Raw genomic sequence first — 19,851 nt, forward strand, 5'->3', positions numbered from 1 at the left:
TTTCATTTCCCGGACAAATGGATTAGGCTTCCTAGCATAAAAAGTGAGACCGGGTTCAAAGTTTCGGAGAGGCAGGGCGCACAATCGTCCATCACCGGCTAGACTTGAACCCTGAATCCGATCGGGCCGTCTTCCGTCATGGATCCAGATAATAACGATAACAAGGTTGAAACAGCCGGGACGCCTCTGCTCATCGTCGATGACGACACAGCGGTCTGCAGCAGCCTCCATAACCTGCTCGCACACCAGGGCTACCACCCGGAGACCGCCTTCAACGGCAATGATGCCTGCCAGAAACTCGGCAGGGGCCGGTATGAGCTTGTACTGCTGGATCTCCGCCTGCCGGATATCAGCGGGCATGAGGTCATGGCGTTTCTGGACCGTCGCGGCATCGATAGCGCCGTGGTGGTCATCAGCGGCGACACCTCTTTCAATGCCATCAGCCGTGCCCTGCGGCGCGGTGCCTATGACTATCTACGCAAGCCCTACGACAGTGAGGAACTGACCGCAACTGTCGAAAGCGTGCTGGAGACGCGGCAGCTGGAACAGTGTCACCAGGAGGCTCAGACACAGCTGCGCCAGTCCGAGCAGCTGCACCGCTGCATCGTGAACAGTTCACCGGACATCGTGTTCATCCTGGACCGCAACGGCCACTTCCGGTTCCTCAACAGCAAGGTGGAATCCCTGCTCGGCTACCGCCCAGAAGACCTTGAAGGCCGGCATATCCGCCACCTGATCGAAGAGCAGGATGTGGGCCGGGTGGACTGGGCCTTCCGGGACCCCACCATCAGCGCCGACAACCCGCGGACCATCGAGCTCAGACTCAAATCCCGTGGCAGTGCGCGGGGCAACCGGCATTTCGAGATCACCGCGTTCCCCATGGAGGACGAATCCGGCGCCCCCGGTGAGGCCGCCTTCCAGATCTACGGAACGGCCCGCGACATCACCGAACGCAAGGAAGCCGAGGCCTTCATCAACTTCCAGGCCTATCACGACCTGCTCACCCGGTTGCCCAACCGGGCCCTGTTCAAGGACCGTCTGGGCCTGAGCATTTCCCAGGCGGAGCGCAACAACCAGAAGCTGGCGGTCATGTTCATCGATCTGGACCGCTTCAAGGTGGTGAATGACAGCCTCGGCCATGCCATGGGCGACCGGCTGCTGCAGGCCGTGACGCAGCGCCTTGAGGGCTGCCTGCGCCAGGGGGACACCCTGTCACGCTTTGGCGGCGACGAATTCACCCTGCTGCTGCCCGAGATCCGGCACGCCGACGACGCCCGCACCATCGCCCGCAAGCTGATGGAGGCGCTCAGGAGCCCGTTCAAGCTCGGTGAGCACGAGGTCTATGTAGGCGTCAGCATCGGCATTGCCCTCTACCCCGAGTCAGGAAGCAAGCTTGAGGAACTGATCCAGCAGGCGGATGTGGCCATGTACCACGTCAAGGGCCGGGGCAAGGATGGCTACCAGTTCTTCACGGAATCCATGAGCGTGAACACCACCCACCGCCTCGGTATGGAGCGCGACCTGCGGCGCGCCCTCCAGGCGGGTGAACTGCGGGTCTTCTACCAGCCCCAGATCTGCCTGCGCACCGGGCTCTGTCGCGGACTTGAGGCTCTGGTACGCTGGCAGCATCCCACGCGTGGCCTGCTGCAGCCGGGGGAATTCCTGCCACTGGCCGAGGAGACCCGCCTGATCGGTGATCTCAGTGAATGGGTTCTGGCCACGGCCTGCCGCGAGATGGGTTCATGGCTGAAGAATACGGAAGAGGATGTCCGGCTGTCGGTCAACTTCTCCCCCATGCAGGTGGAGCATCCTCGATTTGTGGATCTTCTACTCCAGAGGCTGGAGCACTATGACCTGCCTCCCGAGCGCCTGGAGATCGAGATCACCGAGAACATGATCATCAGCGATCTGGAGCAGATCAGCCTCAAGCTGGACCAGCTCTCAAGCTACGGCATCCGGATCGCTATCGATGATTTCGGTACTGGCTATTCCTCCCTCAACTACCTCCACCGGTTGCCGATCCACACGCTCAAGGTGGATCAGAGCTTCGTGCGCAGCATCCGTCACGGCGAGGAAGGCGCCTGCATTGTCAACGCCATTACCGCCATGGCCCGCGGACTCCAGCTCGATATCGTGGCCGAGGGTGTGGAAACCCGGGACCAGCTCGCCTACCTGCGCGAACTCGGCTGCGACAGTGTCCAGGGCCATTACTTCAGTGAGGCCCGGCCCAGGGACGAACTCGCACTCTCGGACGCCTCACCGGAACCGGTGTACTACAGCGTTATCTGACCGGCACACGACCTTTCCCTTACCCGACGACGGCTATCCGGCCCCGGCCTTCCGGAACAATCAATGCCGGAAACATCAGAACTTCGCGCCCAGTTGTCGAACGATCAGATCAGATATCTGATTCAAGTTGCATTTTTTGGTTTTTTCGTTAACTCGTGCAACCGGAAACTGCGGTCTGTTCCACAGAGACCCTGGCCGGATGTGTATAGCATGGTTCCTGAATCCGGTGGCCGGAACGGCCTCCAAAACCCCATTCAGGACTGGCAGTGCGGACCATGCAGGACAAATACAGAATCGTCGGCCCCGTTTATGATTTCCTGAGCAGCGTCTACAGCGGCAGGAGCATCGATGAGTGCAAGACGGCCATGCTCCATTCCGGGAATGTCAGCCCCGGGGATCGTGTCCTCGTAGCCGGTGTTGGCCACGGCCGGGACGCCCTGCACGCGGCCGAACTCGGCGCCGACGTTACGGTTGTGGATGTATCGGAAACCATGCTCAACAGGTTCCGGGAACTGCTGGCCAGAGAGGCGTCCCACCTCCATGTCCGGACGGTCCACGACGACATCATGAAGGTCACCGAGTACGAACAGTACGATATGGTGGTCGCCAATTTCTTCCTGAATGTGTTCGACCGCCCGACCATGATCGAGGTCCTGCGCCACCTGGTCAGTCTCGGCAAACCCCGGGCCCAGCTGGTGGTGGGGGATTTCATCTACCCCAGCGGCAATCCCCTGGCCCGCCTGTTCAAGAAAGGCTACTGGTACATCGCCGCCTGTTTCTTCTGGCTGTTCACCGACAACGCCTTTCACGGCATCTACAACTACCCGGCCTATCTGGAAAGTCTGGGCCTGGAAATCCGCGACAAGAAACGCTTCTCACTGCTGAACATCCATTGCTACTGGTCAATTCTTGCCGAGAAACGCGGCTGAGGAAGCACGTATAACAATAAGGAGTCCAGCCATGACGCAGCAGACCCTGGTGCTCGACGGATTCCGGGACATCCCGGAAGGTCCCATAAGCTTCTCCGAGCGGGTGGCACTGCTCAAGCAGTACGGCTCCCACTCGCAGTCGTTCTCGACACTGCAGCCCGGCATGCACTACTTCGATGTGCCCGGTGTTGGCTACATCGGCTACATGAAGAAATGGGGGCTGAACTTCGTGCTCTCGGATCCGGTCTGTGCTCCGGAAGACCGGGAGCTGATGCTTTCACGGTTTGAGCGCCGGGTTTCGAACGTCTGCTACGTACAGGTCTCCCGCCCGGTTATGGAAGTCCTGCACGAGCGCTTCGGTTATTACGGTACGCAGTTTGGTGCGGAATCGCGGGTGGACCTGAGCCAGTGGTCGCTCAAGGGCAAGAAGAAACAGGTCATCCGCACCGCCCTCAATCAGGCGAGGGAAGCCGGCATCACCGTCCAGGAACGGTTCAGTGATGACCATACCCGGGAAATCTCGGACGCCTGGATCCGCACCCGCCAGTGCAAGCGCCAGGAGATCCGCTTCCTGATCCGGCCCATGGACATGGAGTACCGGGAGAACGAACGCCACTTCTATGCCTATCAGGACGGTAAGGCCGTTGGGTTCATCTACTTCGACCCGGTCTACGAGCGCAATGAGATCGTCAGCTACGTCCCGAACATCTCGAGGGCCAATGCCAATTTCCGGCAGGGGATTTTCTACACCATCATGGCGCACGCCATGGAAACCTTCCAGGCGGAAGGTGTGCCACGTCTCGATCTGGGTCTCATCCCCCTGCACCTATCCGAGGAAACGGAACCGCAGGAAAGCCGCATTCTCAAGAGTCTCTGCCGGGGCGTGTACAGGCACGGCAACCGCTTCTACAACTTCAGGGGACTGGAGTTCACGAAGTCACGGTTCCGGGGTGAGATCGAGAGAACCTACTGCTGCCACAAGCCCGCGCTGCCGATGCTGGAGTTTCTGGCGGTATTCAGGTTGACGCGGCTGATCTGAGGGCCGCCCCCGCGGGTGCCGGGCTGGCTTACTTCCAGCCAGTGCCGGAGCCCCGCCGGGGGCTCCGCGGTGAACAGGAAAGTGCTGCTCCCCTGTCCGGTGCCGGTTCCATCGCCTGTAGTCTCATCCAGAAGCTGAACGACCCGTCGGGCAATGGCATCCCCGGAATCCACCCAATGCCTCACGCCCGGCATGGCCCGCGCCAGTGCCTCCCGGATCAGGGGGAAATGCGTGCACCCGAGCACCACCGTATCCGGATCGCCAGCCGCCAGGGGCTGCAGTATGGCGCGGACCTGTTCATCGTCCACCCACCCCTGCGCCAGCCCCATTTCCGCAATCCGGACCAGCTCGGAACTGCCCAGCCTCAGCACCGTGCAATCCGCGGCGTATTCATCAATCAGCGACGCCAGATAGGGCCGATCCACGGTGGCCGGCGTTGCCAGAACCCCCAGCCGCCGGTTGCGGCTCAGTGCTGCGGCGGGTTTGATGGCCGGCACAACACCAACCACCGGCAGGCGAAGCCGGGAGCGCAGCATGGGCAGCACGACGGTGCTGGCGGTATTACAGGCCACTACCACCAGATCACAGGGCCACCGGGCCAGTGCCTTCTCCACCAGAGCCACACAGCGTGCCACCACCTCATGCTCCGGCAGATCCCCATAGGGGAAGCCGGCATTGTCTCCGGCATAGACCATGTCCGCATCAGGCAGCCGGAGACGGATCGCATCCGCGATACTGAGCCCGCCGATGCCGCTGTCAAACAGCAGGATCCGGGGACAGCTCTGGTGCATCAGGCACGCCCCTGGCTGAAGGCCTGTATCAACCGCCCGGCAATGGTCCAATCTCCCGGAACCCTGGGCAGCGAATCCCGGTGGAACCACTCCAGTGCCACCAGCTCATCCTCGGCGCGACGTAATGGGCCGCCTGCGAACCGGGCGCTGTAACCGAGCATCAGCTGATGGGGAAACGGCCAGCTTTCGGAACCGTGATAGCGGACGTCCGCCAGCTGAACGCCGGTCTCCTCGTGGACCTCCCGTGCTACCGCCGCTTCAGCTGACTCTCCCGGCTCGATGAAACCGGCAATCAGGGTCCACAGGTCCGGTGGGTGGCGGGGGCTGCGACCAAGCAGCAGCCAGTCCCCGTCGTGGACAGCCACGATCACGCAGGGCGAGACCCGCGGGTAGTGGCGGTGATCACAGTGAGCACAGTAGAGCGTGTATTCGTGCTCATACCACTGGGTGGGACCCCCGCAGCGGCCACAGAAGGCATGATCCCGCACCCACTGGAGCCGCTGCCGGGCCGCGCCGAGGGCAGCCCGCTCGGCCGGCGAGGCGTTGGGATAGACCGAACGCAGACTCTGCCCCTCAACGCCGCTGGCACGCGCCACGTACAGCCGGTCCCGGCCCAGACAGCCCACGGGCAGCAGCTCCCCGACACTGTCTGGAAGCGCAGTAGTACTGTGGAAGAGCCCCCCTTCCGCAGCAGGATAGAGGTCCAGCCCGTCACTGAAAACGGCCACGCGCTCACGTTCCGGAGTGGCAACCGCCCAGGGATCGGCAACGAAGTCGGTCAGAGTGTCCATGCAGGGCACTATAATCAGCCCCTGCCATGGCGGCAAGCAACGGGACTTTGCCGACTGCCCCGCGAGGCGTAAACTTGTCCCCGACTCGACCACGGACCCCGAACGGAGTAGGCATGGCGTTCCTGAAAGGCCCCGGAAACCTGATCCTGACCCTTCTGCGCAGACTCATCTACCTGTGGGTGCGCAGCCGTGTTCTGGGTGCCGACCGGGAGCAGCTCGGACTGGATCCGGAAAAGCCCGTCTGCTACGTGCTGCAGTACAGCTCCCTGTCGAGCCGGCTGGTGCTGGAAGAGGAACTCAAGCGCGCCGGTCTGCCCCGGGCCGAGCGACCGCTGCCCCTGGGCGAGGGCCTGAAGCATTCCTTCTTCTTTCTCTACCAGCGCCGGGGTGGTCTCCGCCGGCTCCGCCAGACACCGGTTCCCACGGAACGCTTCGAGGCGCTGGTCACCCAGGGATGCCGTACCGGCAAGGATGTCCAGATTGTACCCGTCTCCCTGTTCTGGGGCCGTTCGCCGGACAAAGAGAAGTCCCTGCTCAAGATCATGCTCTCGGACAGCTGGTCCGTCACCGGCCCACTGCAGAAATTCTTCACCATCCTCATGCATGGCCGGAATCTGTTTGTCCAGTTCAACCGGCCACTGTCACTCCAGGAAGCCGTCAGTGAAGCGCGCAGCGAGTCCGTGGCCCAGCGCAAACTGGCGCGCATCCTGCGGGTGCACTTCCGGCGCGTCCGCCAGGCCGTGATCGGCCCCGACCTCTCCCACCGGCGCACACTGGTGAACTCACTGGTGCGAAGCCAGCCGGTGAAGGACGCCATCCGCGAAACAGCGGAGCACGAGGACATTCACCAGGCACGGGCGAAGGAGCGGGCCCTCAAGTACGCCCACGAGATCGCCTCGAACTTCTCGATGGTTACCATCCGCTTTCTCGAAGTCGTCCTGGGCTGGCTCTGGAACCGACTCTACGACGGTATCCGGGTGAACAACATCGAAACCGCGCAGGAAGCGGCGCGGGATAACGCCGTTGTCTATGTGCCCTGCCACCGCTCCCACATCGACTACCTGCTGCTGTCGTTCGTCCTCTACAAGAACGGCCTCATGCCGCCGCACATCGCGGCGGGAATCAACCTGAACATGCCCATTGTGGGCCCGCTGCTGCGCCGGGGCGGGGCCTTTTTCATGCGCCGAAGCTTCCGCGACAACCCGCTGTATTCGGCGGTATTCAATGAATACATGCACGTGATGTTCACCCGCGGCTTCTCGGTGGAATATTTCGTGGAAGGCGGGCGCAGCCGCACCGGTCGCACCCTGCAGCCGCGCCCGGGCATGCTGTCGATGACGGTCCGCAGCTTCCTGCGCGATCCGCGCAAGCCCATCGTGTTCGTACCGGTCTACTTCGGCTACGAGAAGGTGCTGGAAGGCCGTTCCTACCTGGGCGAACTCCAGGGCACCAGGAAGAAAAAGGAAGGGCTCCTGGGCCTGATCAGCTCGGTACGCAACCTGCGGCGTTCCTTCGGCCAGGTGTCGGTCAACTTCGGTGAACCCATTGAGCTGGCCGGCGTTCTGGACGAAAAGCAGCCGCAGTGGCGTGAACAGTCGTATGACGAGGAATCCCGCCCTGAGTGGCTGCCGGACGTGGTCAACACCCTGGCCCGGCGCACCGTGACGAACCTCAACGAAGCGGCCGCCCTGAACCCAGTCAACCTGCTGGCCACTGTCATGCTGGCGACCGACCGCCTGGCCATGGACGAACAGCTGCTGGCCCGGCTGATGGAAGACCTGTGCAACCTGCTCCACAAGCAGCCCTACAGCGACCGCATGACCTTCCCTGAAGGCTCCGGCGAGGACTGGATCGCCTACAACGAGACCATGGGGCTGATTGTCCGGCGCAAGCAGAAGCTGGGCGACATCATCATGCTCGAGGGGCGGCACGCGGTTCTGATGACCTACTACCGCAACAACGTCCAGCACCTGTTCGCGATTCCCGCACTGCTGGCCAGCCTGTTCCAGAACAACAGCTCACTGGAGCGTGAACGCCTGGTGTTCCTGGCGCGCGCTATCTATCCCTACATCCAGTCAGAGCTCTTCCTGCGCTGGCCCACGGAAAGCATCGACGACGTGCTGGATACCTGGATCGACCGGCTGGTGGAGGAAGGGCTTCTCATCAGTGAAGGCAGCCTCCTGCACCGGCCGGAACCCGGCACGGCGGATGCCGTCCGGCTCGGGGTGCTCTCCAACGGCATGATCCAGACCCTGCAGCGCTACTACCTGAGCATCGCCATACTGCAGCGCTTCGGGCCCAACACCCTGACACCGGAAGAGCTGGAGGAACAGTCCACGCTGCTGGCCGAGCGTGTATCCGTGCTGTTCGGGCTGAGCGCGCCGGAATTCTTCGACAAGACCCTGTTCCGGAACTTCATTGCCAACCTGCGGACCAACGGCATCCTGACCACGGATGAGGATGGCCGGCTGGCCTGGCGCTCGGGGCTGGAGGAAGTGGCTGAAGAGGCCCGCCTGGTGCTGAGCTCGGAGCTCCGCCAGTCGATCCTGCAGGTGACGAATGTGAGTGTTCCCATGCCGGGCGTCAAAAGCGCGGATCTTCCCGAAACGGGCCAGTCCTGACGGCTTGCTACGGAAGGGCCCGGCGGCTGTAGACGTCAAACCGGCTGCTGCGGCCCTCAACTGAGGTGGCGGGTTCCGGCCCGGGCAGCGGGTCCGCCCGGCGCGGGCGCTTGACCACCACACGGTGACGCGCGGCGGCCAGGCCCGTCTCCAGCAGTAAGGCGGCATCCCCGTCATCACCGACCACGCTCCTGGCCAGCTGCATTTCCTTGCGCACCGCGGCACTGTTGCGCTTCTCCGGAAACATCGGATCCAGGTAGACCACATCCACAGCCTCGGGATGCTCCGCAAGCCAGTGGGTGGCGTCACCACGTTCCAGCTGCATGCGCGCGAGTCGATCCGACAGCGCCGGTTCATGTGCCGCCCGGGCCATACCATCGGCAAGCAGCTCGGCGATCACCGGTGAGCGTTCGAACAGCACCAGCTCACAGTCGAAACCGGCCAATACCAGCGCATCCTCACCCAGCCCGGCGGTGGCATCCAGGATCCGGAGTGGCCTTGAAGCCCGCCCCACGCCAATGGCCTTGACCAGCAGTTCGGCGCCGCCCTGGCGGCGGCGGTGACCGCTGCGCCCGTGCACCCAGTCCACCCGCACCGGGCCCGGCGCCTTCTTTCCGGTCGCCTGAAGACTGATGCCCTCACCGGAAACCAGCACCAGCAACGCGGGGCTGGCCAGTTCCGCCGGTCTGTCCACCGGTTCGGGCAGACACTCGAGCCCCAGCCGCTGCGCCACTTCGGCCGCAACCGGGAGCCATTCCGGCCCGGCAGCCGCCACCTGAAGCTCAGCCACCATCAGATCCGGATGTCCACGCCGACCAGCTCCACGTCCTCCGCCACGGCGGCACTGCCGATACGATCATAGGCGCTGAGTGCCTCCTGATTCCGGAGAGGGAGACTGTCGGTATCCGGACTGCGGCGAGGACGCACAACCTCCGGCTCGGCCACGGCCTCAGCACGCCGGGTGCGCGCCTGACCACTGTCTTCGCGGGGGGCACTGCGGGCCTCATTGAGGGGTTCCGCGCGGGGTGCTTCCCGCCCGGGACCGTCAGGCCGCCGTGCCGGATCCGGTGCGAGCGGCAGGGGGCTGTTTCCGGAGATACCACCGACCATTGGATCAATGCCCGTCAGAATCGAAAAAAGGAGAACCGGGTAACAGTATAATCACTGATCGCCCACTCTGCTCAGGCGCTGGTCTGCCAGGCCACATCGTCCCGCAGGTAGACCGGCTGGACCGCTTCTGCCCCAACCCATTCGCCCTGGTGCAGCAGGGTCTCAGCCAGGCAGGCAATCGCACCGGCTTCCGGCATCACGTCGGGCATGATTGTCTCCATTCGCGCAAGCACGGGGTCCGGAATCGCTTCCCGAAGAAGCCAGCCATCACCGACGCCCAAGCAGACACTGGTCGTCTCAGGCAGCGACAGTGCCGCGGGAGAAACCAGTGAATCGGGCAGCAGCGGTTCCACCGCTGCCTCCGGCGTCACCCGATAGAGCCCCCAGTAGAGCTCCCCCATACGGGCATCCCGGGCCACGGCGACCTCTGCGGGTGCGTCCAACCGCCCATGCACGGCATGGGCCATGGCCCGCAGTGACGACACCGGCACCACCGGCAGCTGGAGCCCGAAAGCCAGCCCCTGAACCAGCCCGGCGGTCACCCTCAGGCCCGTGAACGATCCCGGGCCGGCGCCGAAGGCCAATGCATCCAGATCCCCCAGCCGCAGCCCGGACTGAGCCAGAAGGCCATTGACCATGGGCTCCAGCCGGCGGGTGTGGGACCGGGGTTCATCGCTGTAATCGGTGAGCACGCTGCCCCCGTCAAGGAGGGCAACGGAGCCCCGGCCAGCACTGGTATCCACAGCGAGCAGCCGGGTCATGGCAGGCATCAGCCCTTCAGGGTGGAAATGATCCGGTCACGGATGGACTCGGTGGAACCCACACCCTCGATCCGGACATAGTGGGGGGCATTACCCGGGTTCTTCGCTTCCAGGTCCTGATAGAACTTCACCAGTGGTTCGGTCTCTTCACGATAGACCTGGAGACGCTTACGTACGGTCTCTTCCTTGTCGTCCTCACGCTGGATCAGGGGCTCGCCCGTCTCGTCGTCCTTGCCATCCTCTTTCGGCGGCATGTGCTTGATGTGGTAAACGCGGCCGCTGGGCTCATGGATCCGGCGACCGGAGAGACGCTCAACAATCTCGTCGTCGTCCACCGAGATCTCGACCACGTAGTCGATCTTGATGCCCTGCTCCTGGAGTGATTCCGCCTGGGGAATCGTCCGGGGCACGCCATCCAGAAGATAGCCGTTCTTACAGTCGTCCTCAGCAATGCGTTCCTTCAGCATACCGATGATCAGGTCATCGGAGACCAGCTGACCCGCGTTCATCACCTCTTCCGCTTTCTTGCCCAGCTCGGTTCCGGCCTTCACCTGGGCACGGAGCATGTCGCCCGTGGAGATCTGGGGAATACCGAAAGCTTCGGTGAGGTACGCAGCCTGGGTTCCTTTTCCGGCTCCCGGCGGGCCGAGCAGAATGATACGCATACTGATTGCTCCCATTGGCTTGCAGCCCCCTGAACAGGGACAGGCACATTAAAAATCGAAGGCTCATTATACGTGGCAGACCGTATGTAGCAAATCAGGCGGCAAGGCCGCGGGCAAGTTCCTCGATTTCAGCGCTCACCTGGTCGATGGTACTCCCGAGCGACTCAATAGCCGTCTGATCCAACCCCAGGGCACGGGCTGCATCAGCGGGATCGGATCCACTGCTGCCATCACCAATGCCACGTTCCTTCAGAAGCCCGTTGGCGAGCTGAACACAGTGTACGTAGGCCTCGTGCTGGCCCTGATAGTCCGGCGTCTCATGCATGCCGGCAACCGTCACCACCGGGGCGGGCATTTCCCAGAGATGCAGCAGAAGTCCGCCGGCACTGGCATGGCCGACGCGCAACGGTGTGCCATCGTCCTGCCCGCTGCTGTGGAACACCCGGGATTCAAGCTCCGTCAGCGGCACGTCCGGTTCCGCCTCGCGCGCCTCACGGAGCTGACGGAAATCCTCCGGAAACAGGTGCCCGATCAGCAACAGACCCAGGTTATGCAGGAGCCCACACAGGTAGGCCAGCTCCGGGTCCGGACGCCCAGGAGCATCCCGCGGAATGCTGCGGGCGATCGACAGGGAAAGACGGGCACAGTGCAGTGAGTGGTGCCAGAACGCCTCCAGCCCCAGAGGGCCGGAACGCGGCAGCTCAAAACTGCGTGAGGCCGCGATGCCCACCGCCAGGTGAGTGACTCGGTCGAACCCGAGCACCCGGGTTACGGCCTCCTGGACACTGTGCAGCTCCCCCCGGTAGTTGAAGAGAGCCGAGCGGGCGTAACGCAGGACCTGGGCCGCCAGGCTGGGGTCGCGCTCGATCACGCCCGCCAGGTCGGCGGCCGTTGTCTCAGGTGCGGCTGTCATCTGCATGACCCGCAACGCAATAGCCGGCATGGGCGGCAGTCGGTAAAGCTGCTGAACCCTTGCCGCCAGTGCGTCCATATCCGGCTGTTCCGTCATCCGTTCTCCCCTGCCTCAGCCGGTATTGCGCATACCGGCCGCAATCCCGGCCATGGTCACCTTCATGGCCTTCTCGACGTTCTCCGGAACCCGCCCGGCTGCATACCGGTCGCGCTGCAGCAGCTCCGCCTGCAGATAATGGAGTGGGTCCGTATAGGTGTTGCGGACCCTCATTGAATGGGCGAAGTCCGGCTGCTGGGTCAGCAGCTCCTCCTGCCCCTTCAGCCGGTTCACATGCTGGACACACCCACGCAGACGTTCACGCAGTGTCTCACCCAGGGGGCGGAGATCCGGTTCCACAAGCTTCTGCTCATAATAGCTGACAATCCGCAGGTCCGCCTTGGCAAGAACCATCTCCAGCATGTCGATATGGGTGCGGAAGAAAGGCCAGTCCCGGATCATCTCGTTCAGGAGGGGTTCATGCCCGTCCTCCAGCGCCCGGCCCAGGGCCACATCACTGCCCAGCCAGGCCGGCAGCATCAGGCGCATCTGGGTCCAGGCGAAGATCCAGGGGATCGCCCTGAGACTCTCCACACCCCCTGTTGGCCTGCGCCGCGCCGGACGACTGCCCAGCGCCAGCTTGCCCAGCTCCTGCTCGGGGGTGGCCTGTCGGAAGTAGGTGACGAACTCATCCGTCTCGCGCACCAGCCCGCGATAGGAGCGCACAGCCTCACCGCTCAGCGAGTGCATCATCTCGCGCCATTCCGGCTTCGGTTCCGGGGCCGGCGCCACCGTCGCTTCCAGCACTGCACTGGTGTAGAGATTGAAGCTCCGATGGGCCACGCGCGGGAGGCCGAACTTGAAGCGGATCATCTCGCCCTGCTCGGTCACCCTAAGGCTGCCGTTCACCGAGCCCGGCGGCTGCGAAAGAATGGCCTGATTGGCAGGGCCGCCACCACGGCCCACGGTGCCGCCACGACCGTGGAAGAGTGTCAGGTGTACCCCGTAATCCGTGGCCACCTGGGTCAGCGCTTCCTGGGCCTGGTACTGGGCCCAGGCCGCCATCATCTGCCCGGCATCCTTGGCCGAATCCGAGTACCCGATCATCACCTCCTGGGCGCCACCGGTGTACTCCCGATACCAGTCCAGCTCCAGCAGGGCCCTCAGTGCCTCCGGCGCATGGTCCAGGTCCGCCAGGGTTTCAAACAGCGGCACGATGCGCATGGGATGATCCATGCCGGCCTCCCGCAGCAGCAGGATCACCGCCAGCACGTCCGAGGGTTGGGCCGCCATGGAGATCACATAGGAGCCCAGTGCTTCCGGCGGATGCTCGGCAATCACCCGGCAGGTATCCAGAACCTCCCGTGTTTCCTCCGAGGGCGCCCAGTTGCGCGGGACCAGCGGACGGCGACTCTCCAGTTCCCGGATCAGGAACTGCTGGCGCTCGGTCTCGTTCCACTGCGTGTAATCCCCCAGCCCCAGCCACTCGACGATTTCGCCAATGGCCGAGGCATGCCGGGAGGCTTCCTGGCGCACATCCAGCCGGATCAGCTCCAGCCCGAAACAGTGGGCGCGCCGCAGTGTGTCCAGCAGCGGCCCGCGCGCCACCGATTCCATGCCGCAGGCCACGAGGGAGTCGTAGCACAGCTGCAGGGGTTCGGTCAGCTCGGCGGAGTCCAGCATCACCTCCGGTGAGGGTTCAGCGCTTCCTCTCACCGCCTCTTCAGCCCAGTCCCTGGTGGCCCTCAGGCGGTCCCGCAGTTCCGAGAGCAGCGCCCTGTAGGGTTCACGGTGGCCCCCGACCCGCTCCTGCAATTCCGGAGAGGCCTCCCACATGGACAGCTCCGCCCGCAGATCCTGGAGGTCGCGCAAGAACAGGTCCGCCGCCATCCAGCGGCTGAGCAGCAGCACCTCGCGGGTCACGGCGGCGGTGACGTTGGGGTTGCCGTCCCGGTCACCACCCATCCAGGAAGCCACCCGGATGGGGCTGGCCTCAATGGGCAGGCCTTCCCCTGTCTGTTCCACGAGAGCTCCGTCCAGCTCCCGCAGGAAGTCGGGCAATGCCTGCCAGAGACTGTTCTCAACTACGGCAAAGCCCCAGCGTGCCTCGTCCACCGCGGTGGGGCGCTCGTAACGGATCTCGTCGGTATTCCAGGCCTGGGTGATCAGCTGGCGCAGGCGCGCCACCTCCCGCTCACGCTCATCCGCCAGAAGATCCTCACTGTCCAGGCGCTGGAGGCAGGCGGACATCTCATCGTATTTCATGATGAGGGTCCGGCGGGCCACTTCGGTGGGGTGGGCCGTCAGCACGAACTCCATGCGCATATCCCGCACGCATTCGTGCAGCCGGGACGGTTCCACACCCTGCTCTGCCAGGCGCGCCAGTGTCGCATGCACCGATTCGTCGGGCCCCTCTTCCCGGGGTTCACGCCGGCGTCGGATGCTGTGGTACTGCTCGGCCAGGTTGGCCAGATTCAGGAACTGGTTGAAAGCCCGCGTCACCGGCACCAGCTGGTCGTCGGTCAGGCTTGCCAGAAGTTCGGCGAGGCGCTGCCCGGAGCCACTTTCCTGCATACGGTCATCCTTGGCTGCCTGACGCACCGCCTCTACCCGCTCATACCATTCCGGACCGGGTTTCTCGCGGATGCAGTCACCGAGGATCTCACCAAGAAGACGGATGTTTTCCCTGAGAGCGGGATGGAGTTCGGTCATTGAAAAGGGTCCCTTTCGCTGCGGGCAATGCCGGTGGCTCCGTGCTAGGATGAAACCGGCTTAACGCCCTTAGTATGGCCCAACATGACCGGAGCAACGCAATACCATGAAAATCGCGGATCTGCCGAAACAGTGGGAATCCGGTGAACGCACACCGGAGGACGGCAAGCAGGAATACGAGGTGAACGTCACACTGGAGGATGCGGCACGGCTGCGTGCGCTGGCGGAGCTGTATCCGGACTATTCGGAAGAGGAACTGCTGCGGGACCTGCTCAACGCGGCCCTCTCCGATCTCCCGGAGCCGGGTCGCCAGAAGTAGTCAACGGGGACGGCCTCACGCCACGCGTGAGGCGTCACCCTTGAGCTGCTGCATGTACTTGCGGGAGAGGTTGAGGAAACGCGGGGTCATGCCGGCGTCCTCGTAGATCTCGAACCCGTCCTCGTCCCGGGCAACGACACGGCTGCCTTCGCGGTACGGGAAGCAGACCTCAAGATCAGTCAGGGCGGCGTTGATCAGATCACGCAGCAGGGCTTCGCGGGACTTGAGAGGGTACTGCTTTGCAAGCGCCTCAAGCTGCTGTTCGCCTTCCTCCGGGAGCCTTACGGTCACCTGCTCCTCGGCCAGCCGGCCTCGGGCATGCTGCTCCCAGTGATTGACGAGTTGTCCAAGCCGCATATTACCTCCCCGTTGATGCCGCCTCTTTGACAATACTGTAGTCCATTCGGGCTTGGGAGGAGAGGGAATAACGGTAATGGATTGTACGTATGGTGACCGCTCAGGGCCTCAACTGTCCGCATCCGAGGCCTTTTTGGCCCTCTGCCAGGCCGCTTCCAGGGTCTCGATATCCCGCCCTTTCAGCTTTTCCCCCGCATCCTCCAGCTGTGCCTCCATGCACCGGAAGCGGCGCTCGAACTTGAGGTTGGCGCGGCGCAGGGCCTGTTCCGCATCCACCCCCAGAAAGCGGCTGAGGTTCACGGCCACGAACAGCAGGTCGCCCAGTTCATCCTCTACCGCGTCCCTGTCCTCGGGGTCGGACTGTTCCTGCCAGGCCGTCCTGAGCTCATCCGCCTCCTCGTGGAGCTTGTCGAAGACCATGCCGGTCTCCGGCCAGTCGAAGCCAACCTTTGAGGCACGCTTCTGCAGCTTGGCCGCGCGCTGAAAGGCGGGAAGGCCGGGGGTCACGTCGTCCAGGGCGCTTGCAGGTGTTGCCTCTGCCCCCTGCTTCCCCTTCTCCTCGGCCTTGATGCGGTCCCAGTTCACGCGCACATCCGCTTCGGTCATGCCATCGGCGTCACCGGGATGGCTGTCCAGGGTGCCATCCGGGAAAATATGCGGATGGCGACGGATCATCTTGCGGGTCACCCCATCAACCAGGTCACTGAAGCCGAAACGCCCCTCTTCCCGGGCCAGCTGGGCATAGAACACCACCTGGAACAGCAGATCCCCCAGTTCATCCGGCAGATGATCGAAATCCCCGCGCTCGATGGCGTCCGCCACCTCGTAGGTCTCCTCAATGGTGTGCGGCACTATGCTGCGGAAGTCCTGCTCCAGATCCCAGGGGCAGCCCTGCTGCGGGTCCCGCAGGCGGGCCATCAGCGCCAGCAGGTCCTCCATCGAATAGGTTCGGCTCATCGGGTCACTCCGGTCAGGCTTCACGGTGGCGATGCACATCCATGACGTTGGGCAGCTGGCGGATGGAGGCCAGCAGGCGCGAGAGCTGGTCGATATCGCCGATTTCCACCGTCAGCGTCATGTTCGCCATATTGCTGTCACTGTGGGACTGGGTCTGCATCGACAGCACATTGAGCTTGCGGTTGGCCAGCACCGAAGTGATGTCGTTCAGCAGCCCCGCCCGGTCATAGGCCTCGATATCGATGGTCACCGGGTAGCGAGCTTCGGGCTCCGGTCCCCAGTCCACCTCAATGATGCGGCTGGCCTCCTGCTCGCGAAGCTGCAGCAGGTTCATGCAGTCATCCCGGTGGACGGTCACGCCACGGCCAACAGTGATGTAGCCGATGATGGGGTCTCCGGGCACGGGGCTGCAGCACTGGGCAATGGTGGTCTTTAGATTGCCCACGCCCTGGATGTGGATGTCCGGGTCCTTTTTCGCCTTGTCACTGCGCCCGCGCGCAAACCGGAAATCCAGCTGGCGATCGGCCGGCTCCAGCACCCGTTGGGCCGCCTTGACCGCCTGGGCCGGCTTGAGATCCCCGGCCCCGATGGCGGCGTACATGTCGCTGGCCGAGCTGTAGTTGACCTTCCGGGCCAGGGCGTCGAGATCGAGATCGCGCAGCGAGAGGCGGCCAAGCTCGTCCTCCAGAACCGCCTTTCCGTCGGCGATGTTCTGTTCCCGGTCCTGCATCTTGAACCAGTGGGTCACCTTGGCGCGGGCCCGCGAGGTCTGGATGTAACCCAGCCCGGGATTGAGCCAGTCACGGCTGGGCGCGGCCTCGCTGCCACGCAGGATGCTCACCTGATCCCCGGTCCGCAGCGTATGGGTCAGCGGTACGATACGGCCGTTGACCTTGGCGCCCCGGCAGGCATGGCCCACCTCGGTGTGGATCTTGTAGGCGAAATCCAGCGGCGTCGCCCCACGGGGCATGTCCACCACGTGGCCCTCGGGAGTGAATACATAGATGCGATCGCCGCCCACGTCACTGCGCAGCTGCTCCACCAAGTTGCCGCTCTCGCCCAGATCCTCCTGCCATTCGATGACCTGGCGCAGCCAGTTGATCTTGGCCTCATAGGCCGCCTCCGAACCGCCATTATCGGTGCCCTTGTAGCGCCAGTGGGCACACACGCCCAGCTCCGCATCCTCGTGCATATCATGGGTGCGGATCTGCACCTCCATGGTCTTGCCCTCGGGCCCCACCACGGCGGTGTGCAGGGACTGGTAGCCGTTTTCCTTGGGATTGGCGATGTAGTCATCGAACTCATGGGGAATATGGCGCCAGAGCCCGTGCACCACCCCAATCGCAGCATAGCAGTCACGCACTTCCGGCACCAGGACACGCAGTGCCCGGATGTCGTAGACCTCCGAGAAATCAATGCCCTTGCGGCGCATCTTCCGCCAGATGCTGTAGATGTGCTTGGCGCGCCCCGCCACCTCGGCCTGGATGTCCGACTCAGCCAGGGCGCCCCTGAGGATCTCAGCCACGCGTTTGACATAGGCGTCCCGGTCAACGCGCTTCTCGTCCAGAAGCTTGGCGATTTTCTTATACGCGGATTCGTGCAGATAGCGGAAGGACAGGTCCTCCAGCTCCCACTTGATGTGCCCGATGCCCAGCCGGTGGGCCAGCGGCGCATAGATGTCGAACACCTCACGGGCCACGCGCAGGCGCTTCTCCGGCGGGGCGTCCTTGACCGCACGGATGGCACAGGTACGCTCCGCCAGCTTGATCAGGGCCACGCGCACATCGTCCACCATGGTCACCAGCATACGGCGGACATTGTCCTGCTGCCCCTGGGCCTGCCCCAGCACATTGCCCTTGAGCGGCCGGTGAAGGGTGGATATGGCGGCCATCTGGACCACACCCTCAATCAGCTGCGCGATGGCCTCACCGAACTCGGAGCGCACCGCCTCCAGCGTCATGCGCTCCTCGCGCACCGCCCGGTACAGCACCGCCGCAACCAGGGTTTCCTGGTCCAGGCGCAGCTCGGTCAGGATCTGGGCCATCTCGAGCCCGGTCAGGAAACTGCTGGCCCCGGGTGCCCACTGCCGATCCTCGCGTACGGCCTTACGGTCTATGGCGAGACTGCGCCGGCAGGCGCGGATCAGTGTGTCACGGTCCTCCAGCGGGTGCTGGGCGTCAATGTGGTCGACCCAGGCACCGATATCCACGCCGCCATCCGCCGTGCTGGCGTAATTTTCACGGACCTTCACCATCAGCGTGACTCCCGCTCGAACAGGGCCATGGACTCGACATGGGCGGTATGCGGGAACATGTCCATGATGCCGGCCCGCACCAGCCGGTAGCCACTCGCCACGAGAATACCGGCGTCCCGGGCCAGGGTCGCCGGATTGCATGACACATAGACAATGCGCTCCACACCGGCACCGGAGAGATGACGCACTACGTCTTCCGCACCGGAGCGCGGTGGGTCAATCAGTACCCGGTCAAACCCTTCCGCGGCCCAGGGCTCGGCCGTGAAATCCTGCTGCAGATCCGTGGCCCGGAAGGTGACGTTACCCAGACCGTTACGCTCGGCGTTCTCGCGGCCGCGCTGGACCAGCGCCTCCTCACCCTCGACACCGACCACTTCGCCGGCCTGGCGCGCCAGCGGCAGCGAGAAGTTGCCCAGACCGCAGAACAGGTCCAGCACCCGGTGATGGGGCTCCGGCGCCAGCCATGCCAGTGCCTGGCTGACCATGCGCTGGTTGATGTCCGCGTTCACCTGGGTGAAATCCATGGGATGGAAGCCCAGCGTCAGATCCCATTCCGGAAGCTGGTAGAACAGCCGGTCAGGCCCGTTACCCGGCTCCGGCCAGAGGCGGTGCACGGTATCCGGCCCCTTGGGCTGGAGATAGATCTGCAGGTCATGGGTCCGGCCGAATTCACACAGAGTGGCTTCGTCCTCCGGTGTCAGAGGCTCCAGGTGGCGCAGGACAAGGGCCGCCTCGTCATCACCACAGGCCACTTCGATCTGGGCCAGCCGGTTGTAGACCGAAAGCCCGGCAATCAGTTCCTTCAGGGCCTCAATGCGCTGACCCACACGGGGGTCGAGCACCGCGCAGTCGTTGATCGCAGTAATGAAACTGCTGCCCTTCTCACGGAAACCCACCAGGACCTCGCCGCGCTTGGTCACGTAGCGCACGCCCAGGCGCGCCTTACGGCGGTACCCAAGGGTTTCGCCAGTCAGCGGCTCAGCCCACTGCTCCGGTTCGATGCCCCCGAAGTGGGCGAACTGTTCGGCCAGCGTTTCCGCCTTGAGCCGGACCTGCGCCGCCGGTGCCAGGTGCTGCAGGCTGCAGCCGCCGCACAGATCCGCGTGCGGGCACGGTGGCATTACCCGGTCGGGGCCGGGATTGGCTTCTACCTCCAGCGTGCGCAGGGCATCAAAACGCCGGCGGCGGTCCAGGAAGCGTGCCTGCACCTGTTCCCCCGGCAGCGCGCCGGCCACGAACGCCGCCTTGCCCTCAATGCGCCCAACGCCACGTCCATCATGGCTGAGGCTGTCAATTTCAATGCTCAC

General features: G+C 63.9%; 17 protein-coding genes. 5 read left to right on the top strand and 12 right to left on the bottom strand.

What is annotated here, in order from left to right; translation table 11 throughout:
* Window positions 1–138 precede the first annotated feature (138 nt).
* The 3 genes from GLW01_RS06255 (at window position 139) to GLW01_RS06265 (ending at window position 4,257) form a co-directional block, all read left to right on the top strand.
* Entirely contained in the window at window positions 139–2,289 is a 2,151-nt protein-coding gene (locus tag GLW01_RS06255) for an EAL domain-containing response regulator (protein WP_160898536.1), read from the top strand.
* Window positions 2,290–2,564: 275 nt separating this feature from the next.
* Window positions 2,565–3,218 carry a class I SAM-dependent methyltransferase gene (locus tag GLW01_RS06260; protein ID WP_160898537.1) on the top strand — a complete coding sequence of 218 codons (654 nt, stop codon included), beginning with the start codon at window positions 2,565–2,567 and terminating at the stop codon, window positions 3,216–3,218.
* A 31-nt stretch (window positions 3,219–3,249) separates the two neighbouring features.
* Entirely contained in the window at window positions 3,250–4,257 is a 1,008-nt protein-coding gene (locus tag GLW01_RS06265) for a DUF2156 domain-containing protein (protein WP_151441278.1), read from the top strand.
* On the opposite strand, the gene murI is transcribed toward GLW01_RS06265, so the two are convergent.
* Together murI and nudC are read right to left on the bottom strand one after the other, a co-directional pair.
* A complete protein-coding gene (gene murI / locus GLW01_RS06270) occupies window positions 4,185–5,048 on the bottom strand; it encodes a glutamate racemase (protein WP_160898538.1) in 864 nt (287 codons plus the stop codon). The two genes, GLW01_RS06265 and murI, sit on opposite strands and share 73 nt — an antisense overlap.
* Window positions 5,048–5,839: an NAD(+) diphosphatase gene (gene nudC / locus GLW01_RS06275; RefSeq protein WP_151441280.1), complete on the bottom strand. Its 792-nt coding sequence runs from the start codon at window positions 5,837–5,839 to the stop codon at window positions 5,048–5,050. Before nudC ends, murI begins: the two co-directional genes overlap by 1 nt.
* A 113-nt stretch (window positions 5,840–5,952) precedes the next feature.
* On the opposite strand from nudC, the gene plsB reads away from it, so the two are divergent.
* Window positions 5,953–8,460, top strand: coding sequence for a glycerol-3-phosphate 1-O-acyltransferase PlsB (gene plsB, locus GLW01_RS06280; protein ID WP_151441281.1), 2,508 nt, complete (start codon window positions 5,953–5,955; stop codon window positions 8,458–8,460).
* Window positions 8,461–8,467: 7 nt separating this feature from the next.
* Here plsB and GLW01_RS06285 read toward each other — a convergent pair whose 3' ends face one another.
* From GLW01_RS06285 to ppc, 6 genes are all read right to left on the bottom strand, one after another.
* Complete coding sequence (locus GLW01_RS06285) at window positions 8,468–9,253, bottom strand: class I SAM-dependent methyltransferase (protein ID WP_160898539.1); 786 nt, start codon at window positions 9,251–9,253, stop codon at window positions 8,468–8,470.
* Window positions 9,253–9,570, bottom strand: a complete 318-nt coding sequence (locus GLW01_RS06290) for a hypothetical protein (RefSeq protein ID WP_151441283.1) — start codon at window positions 9,568–9,570, stop codon at window positions 9,253–9,255. The genes GLW01_RS06285 and GLW01_RS06290 overlap by 1 nt, the downstream gene beginning before the upstream one ends.
* A 71-nt stretch (window positions 9,571–9,641) precedes the next feature.
* Window positions 9,642–10,340, bottom strand: coding sequence for a tRNA (adenosine(37)-N6)-threonylcarbamoyltransferase complex dimerization subunit type 1 TsaB (gene tsaB / locus GLW01_RS06295; protein ID WP_160898540.1), 699 nt, complete (start codon window positions 10,338–10,340; stop codon window positions 9,642–9,644).
* Window positions 10,340–10,996, bottom strand: a complete 657-nt coding sequence (gene adk / locus GLW01_RS06300) for an adenylate kinase (RefSeq protein WP_151441284.1) — start codon at window positions 10,994–10,996, stop codon at window positions 10,340–10,342. The genes tsaB and adk overlap by 1 nt, the downstream gene beginning before the upstream one ends.
* A gap of 94 nt (window positions 10,997–11,090) precedes the next feature.
* On the bottom strand, window positions 11,091–12,005 hold the full coding sequence (locus tag GLW01_RS06305; protein WP_151441285.1) for an HDOD domain-containing protein: 915 nt from the start codon (window positions 12,003–12,005) through the stop codon (window positions 11,091–11,093).
* A 15-nt stretch (window positions 12,006–12,020) separates the two neighbouring features.
* Window positions 12,021–14,657, bottom strand: coding sequence for a phosphoenolpyruvate carboxylase (ppc, locus tag GLW01_RS06310; protein WP_160898541.1), 2,637 nt, complete (start codon window positions 14,655–14,657; stop codon window positions 12,021–12,023).
* Window positions 14,658–14,763: 106 nt separating this feature from the next.
* Between ppc and GLW01_RS06315 the strand changes: the two genes are divergently transcribed.
* The gene (locus tag GLW01_RS06315) at window positions 14,764–14,976 is read left to right on the top strand and encodes a hypothetical protein (protein WP_095617715.1); all 213 of its coding nucleotides are present in this window, start codon (window positions 14,764–14,766) and stop codon (window positions 14,974–14,976) included.
* A gap of 15 nt (window positions 14,977–14,991) precedes the next feature.
* On the opposite strand, the gene GLW01_RS06320 is transcribed toward GLW01_RS06315, so the two are convergent.
* The 4 genes from GLW01_RS06320 to rlmD form a co-directional block, all read right to left on the bottom strand.
* The gene (locus tag GLW01_RS06320) at window positions 14,992–15,333 is read right to left on the bottom strand and encodes a pilin assembly protein (RefSeq protein WP_151441287.1); all 342 of its coding nucleotides are present in this window, start codon (window positions 15,331–15,333) and stop codon (window positions 14,992–14,994) included.
* A gap of 108 nt (window positions 15,334–15,441) precedes the next feature.
* Complete coding sequence (gene mazG, locus GLW01_RS06325; RefSeq protein ID WP_160898542.1) at window positions 15,442–16,290, bottom strand: nucleoside triphosphate pyrophosphohydrolase; 849 nt, start codon at window positions 16,288–16,290, stop codon at window positions 15,442–15,444.
* 13 nt (window positions 16,291–16,303) lie between these two features.
* Window positions 16,304–18,544 (bottom strand): GTP diphosphokinase, encoded by a 2,241-nt coding sequence (gene relA / locus GLW01_RS06330; RefSeq protein WP_151441289.1) that lies wholly within the window; start codon window positions 18,542–18,544, stop codon window positions 16,304–16,306.
* On the bottom strand, window positions 18,544–19,851 hold the full coding sequence (rlmD, locus tag GLW01_RS06335; RefSeq protein ID WP_340162437.1) for a 23S rRNA (uracil(1939)-C(5))-methyltransferase RlmD: 1,308 nt from the start codon (window positions 19,849–19,851) through the stop codon (window positions 18,544–18,546). Before rlmD ends, relA begins: the two co-directional genes overlap by 1 nt.

This window comes from Vreelandella halophila, assembly GCF_009856365.1.
GTDB classification, from domain to species: Bacteria; Pseudomonadota; Gammaproteobacteria; order Pseudomonadales; family Oleiphilaceae; genus Halospina; species Halospina utahensis_B.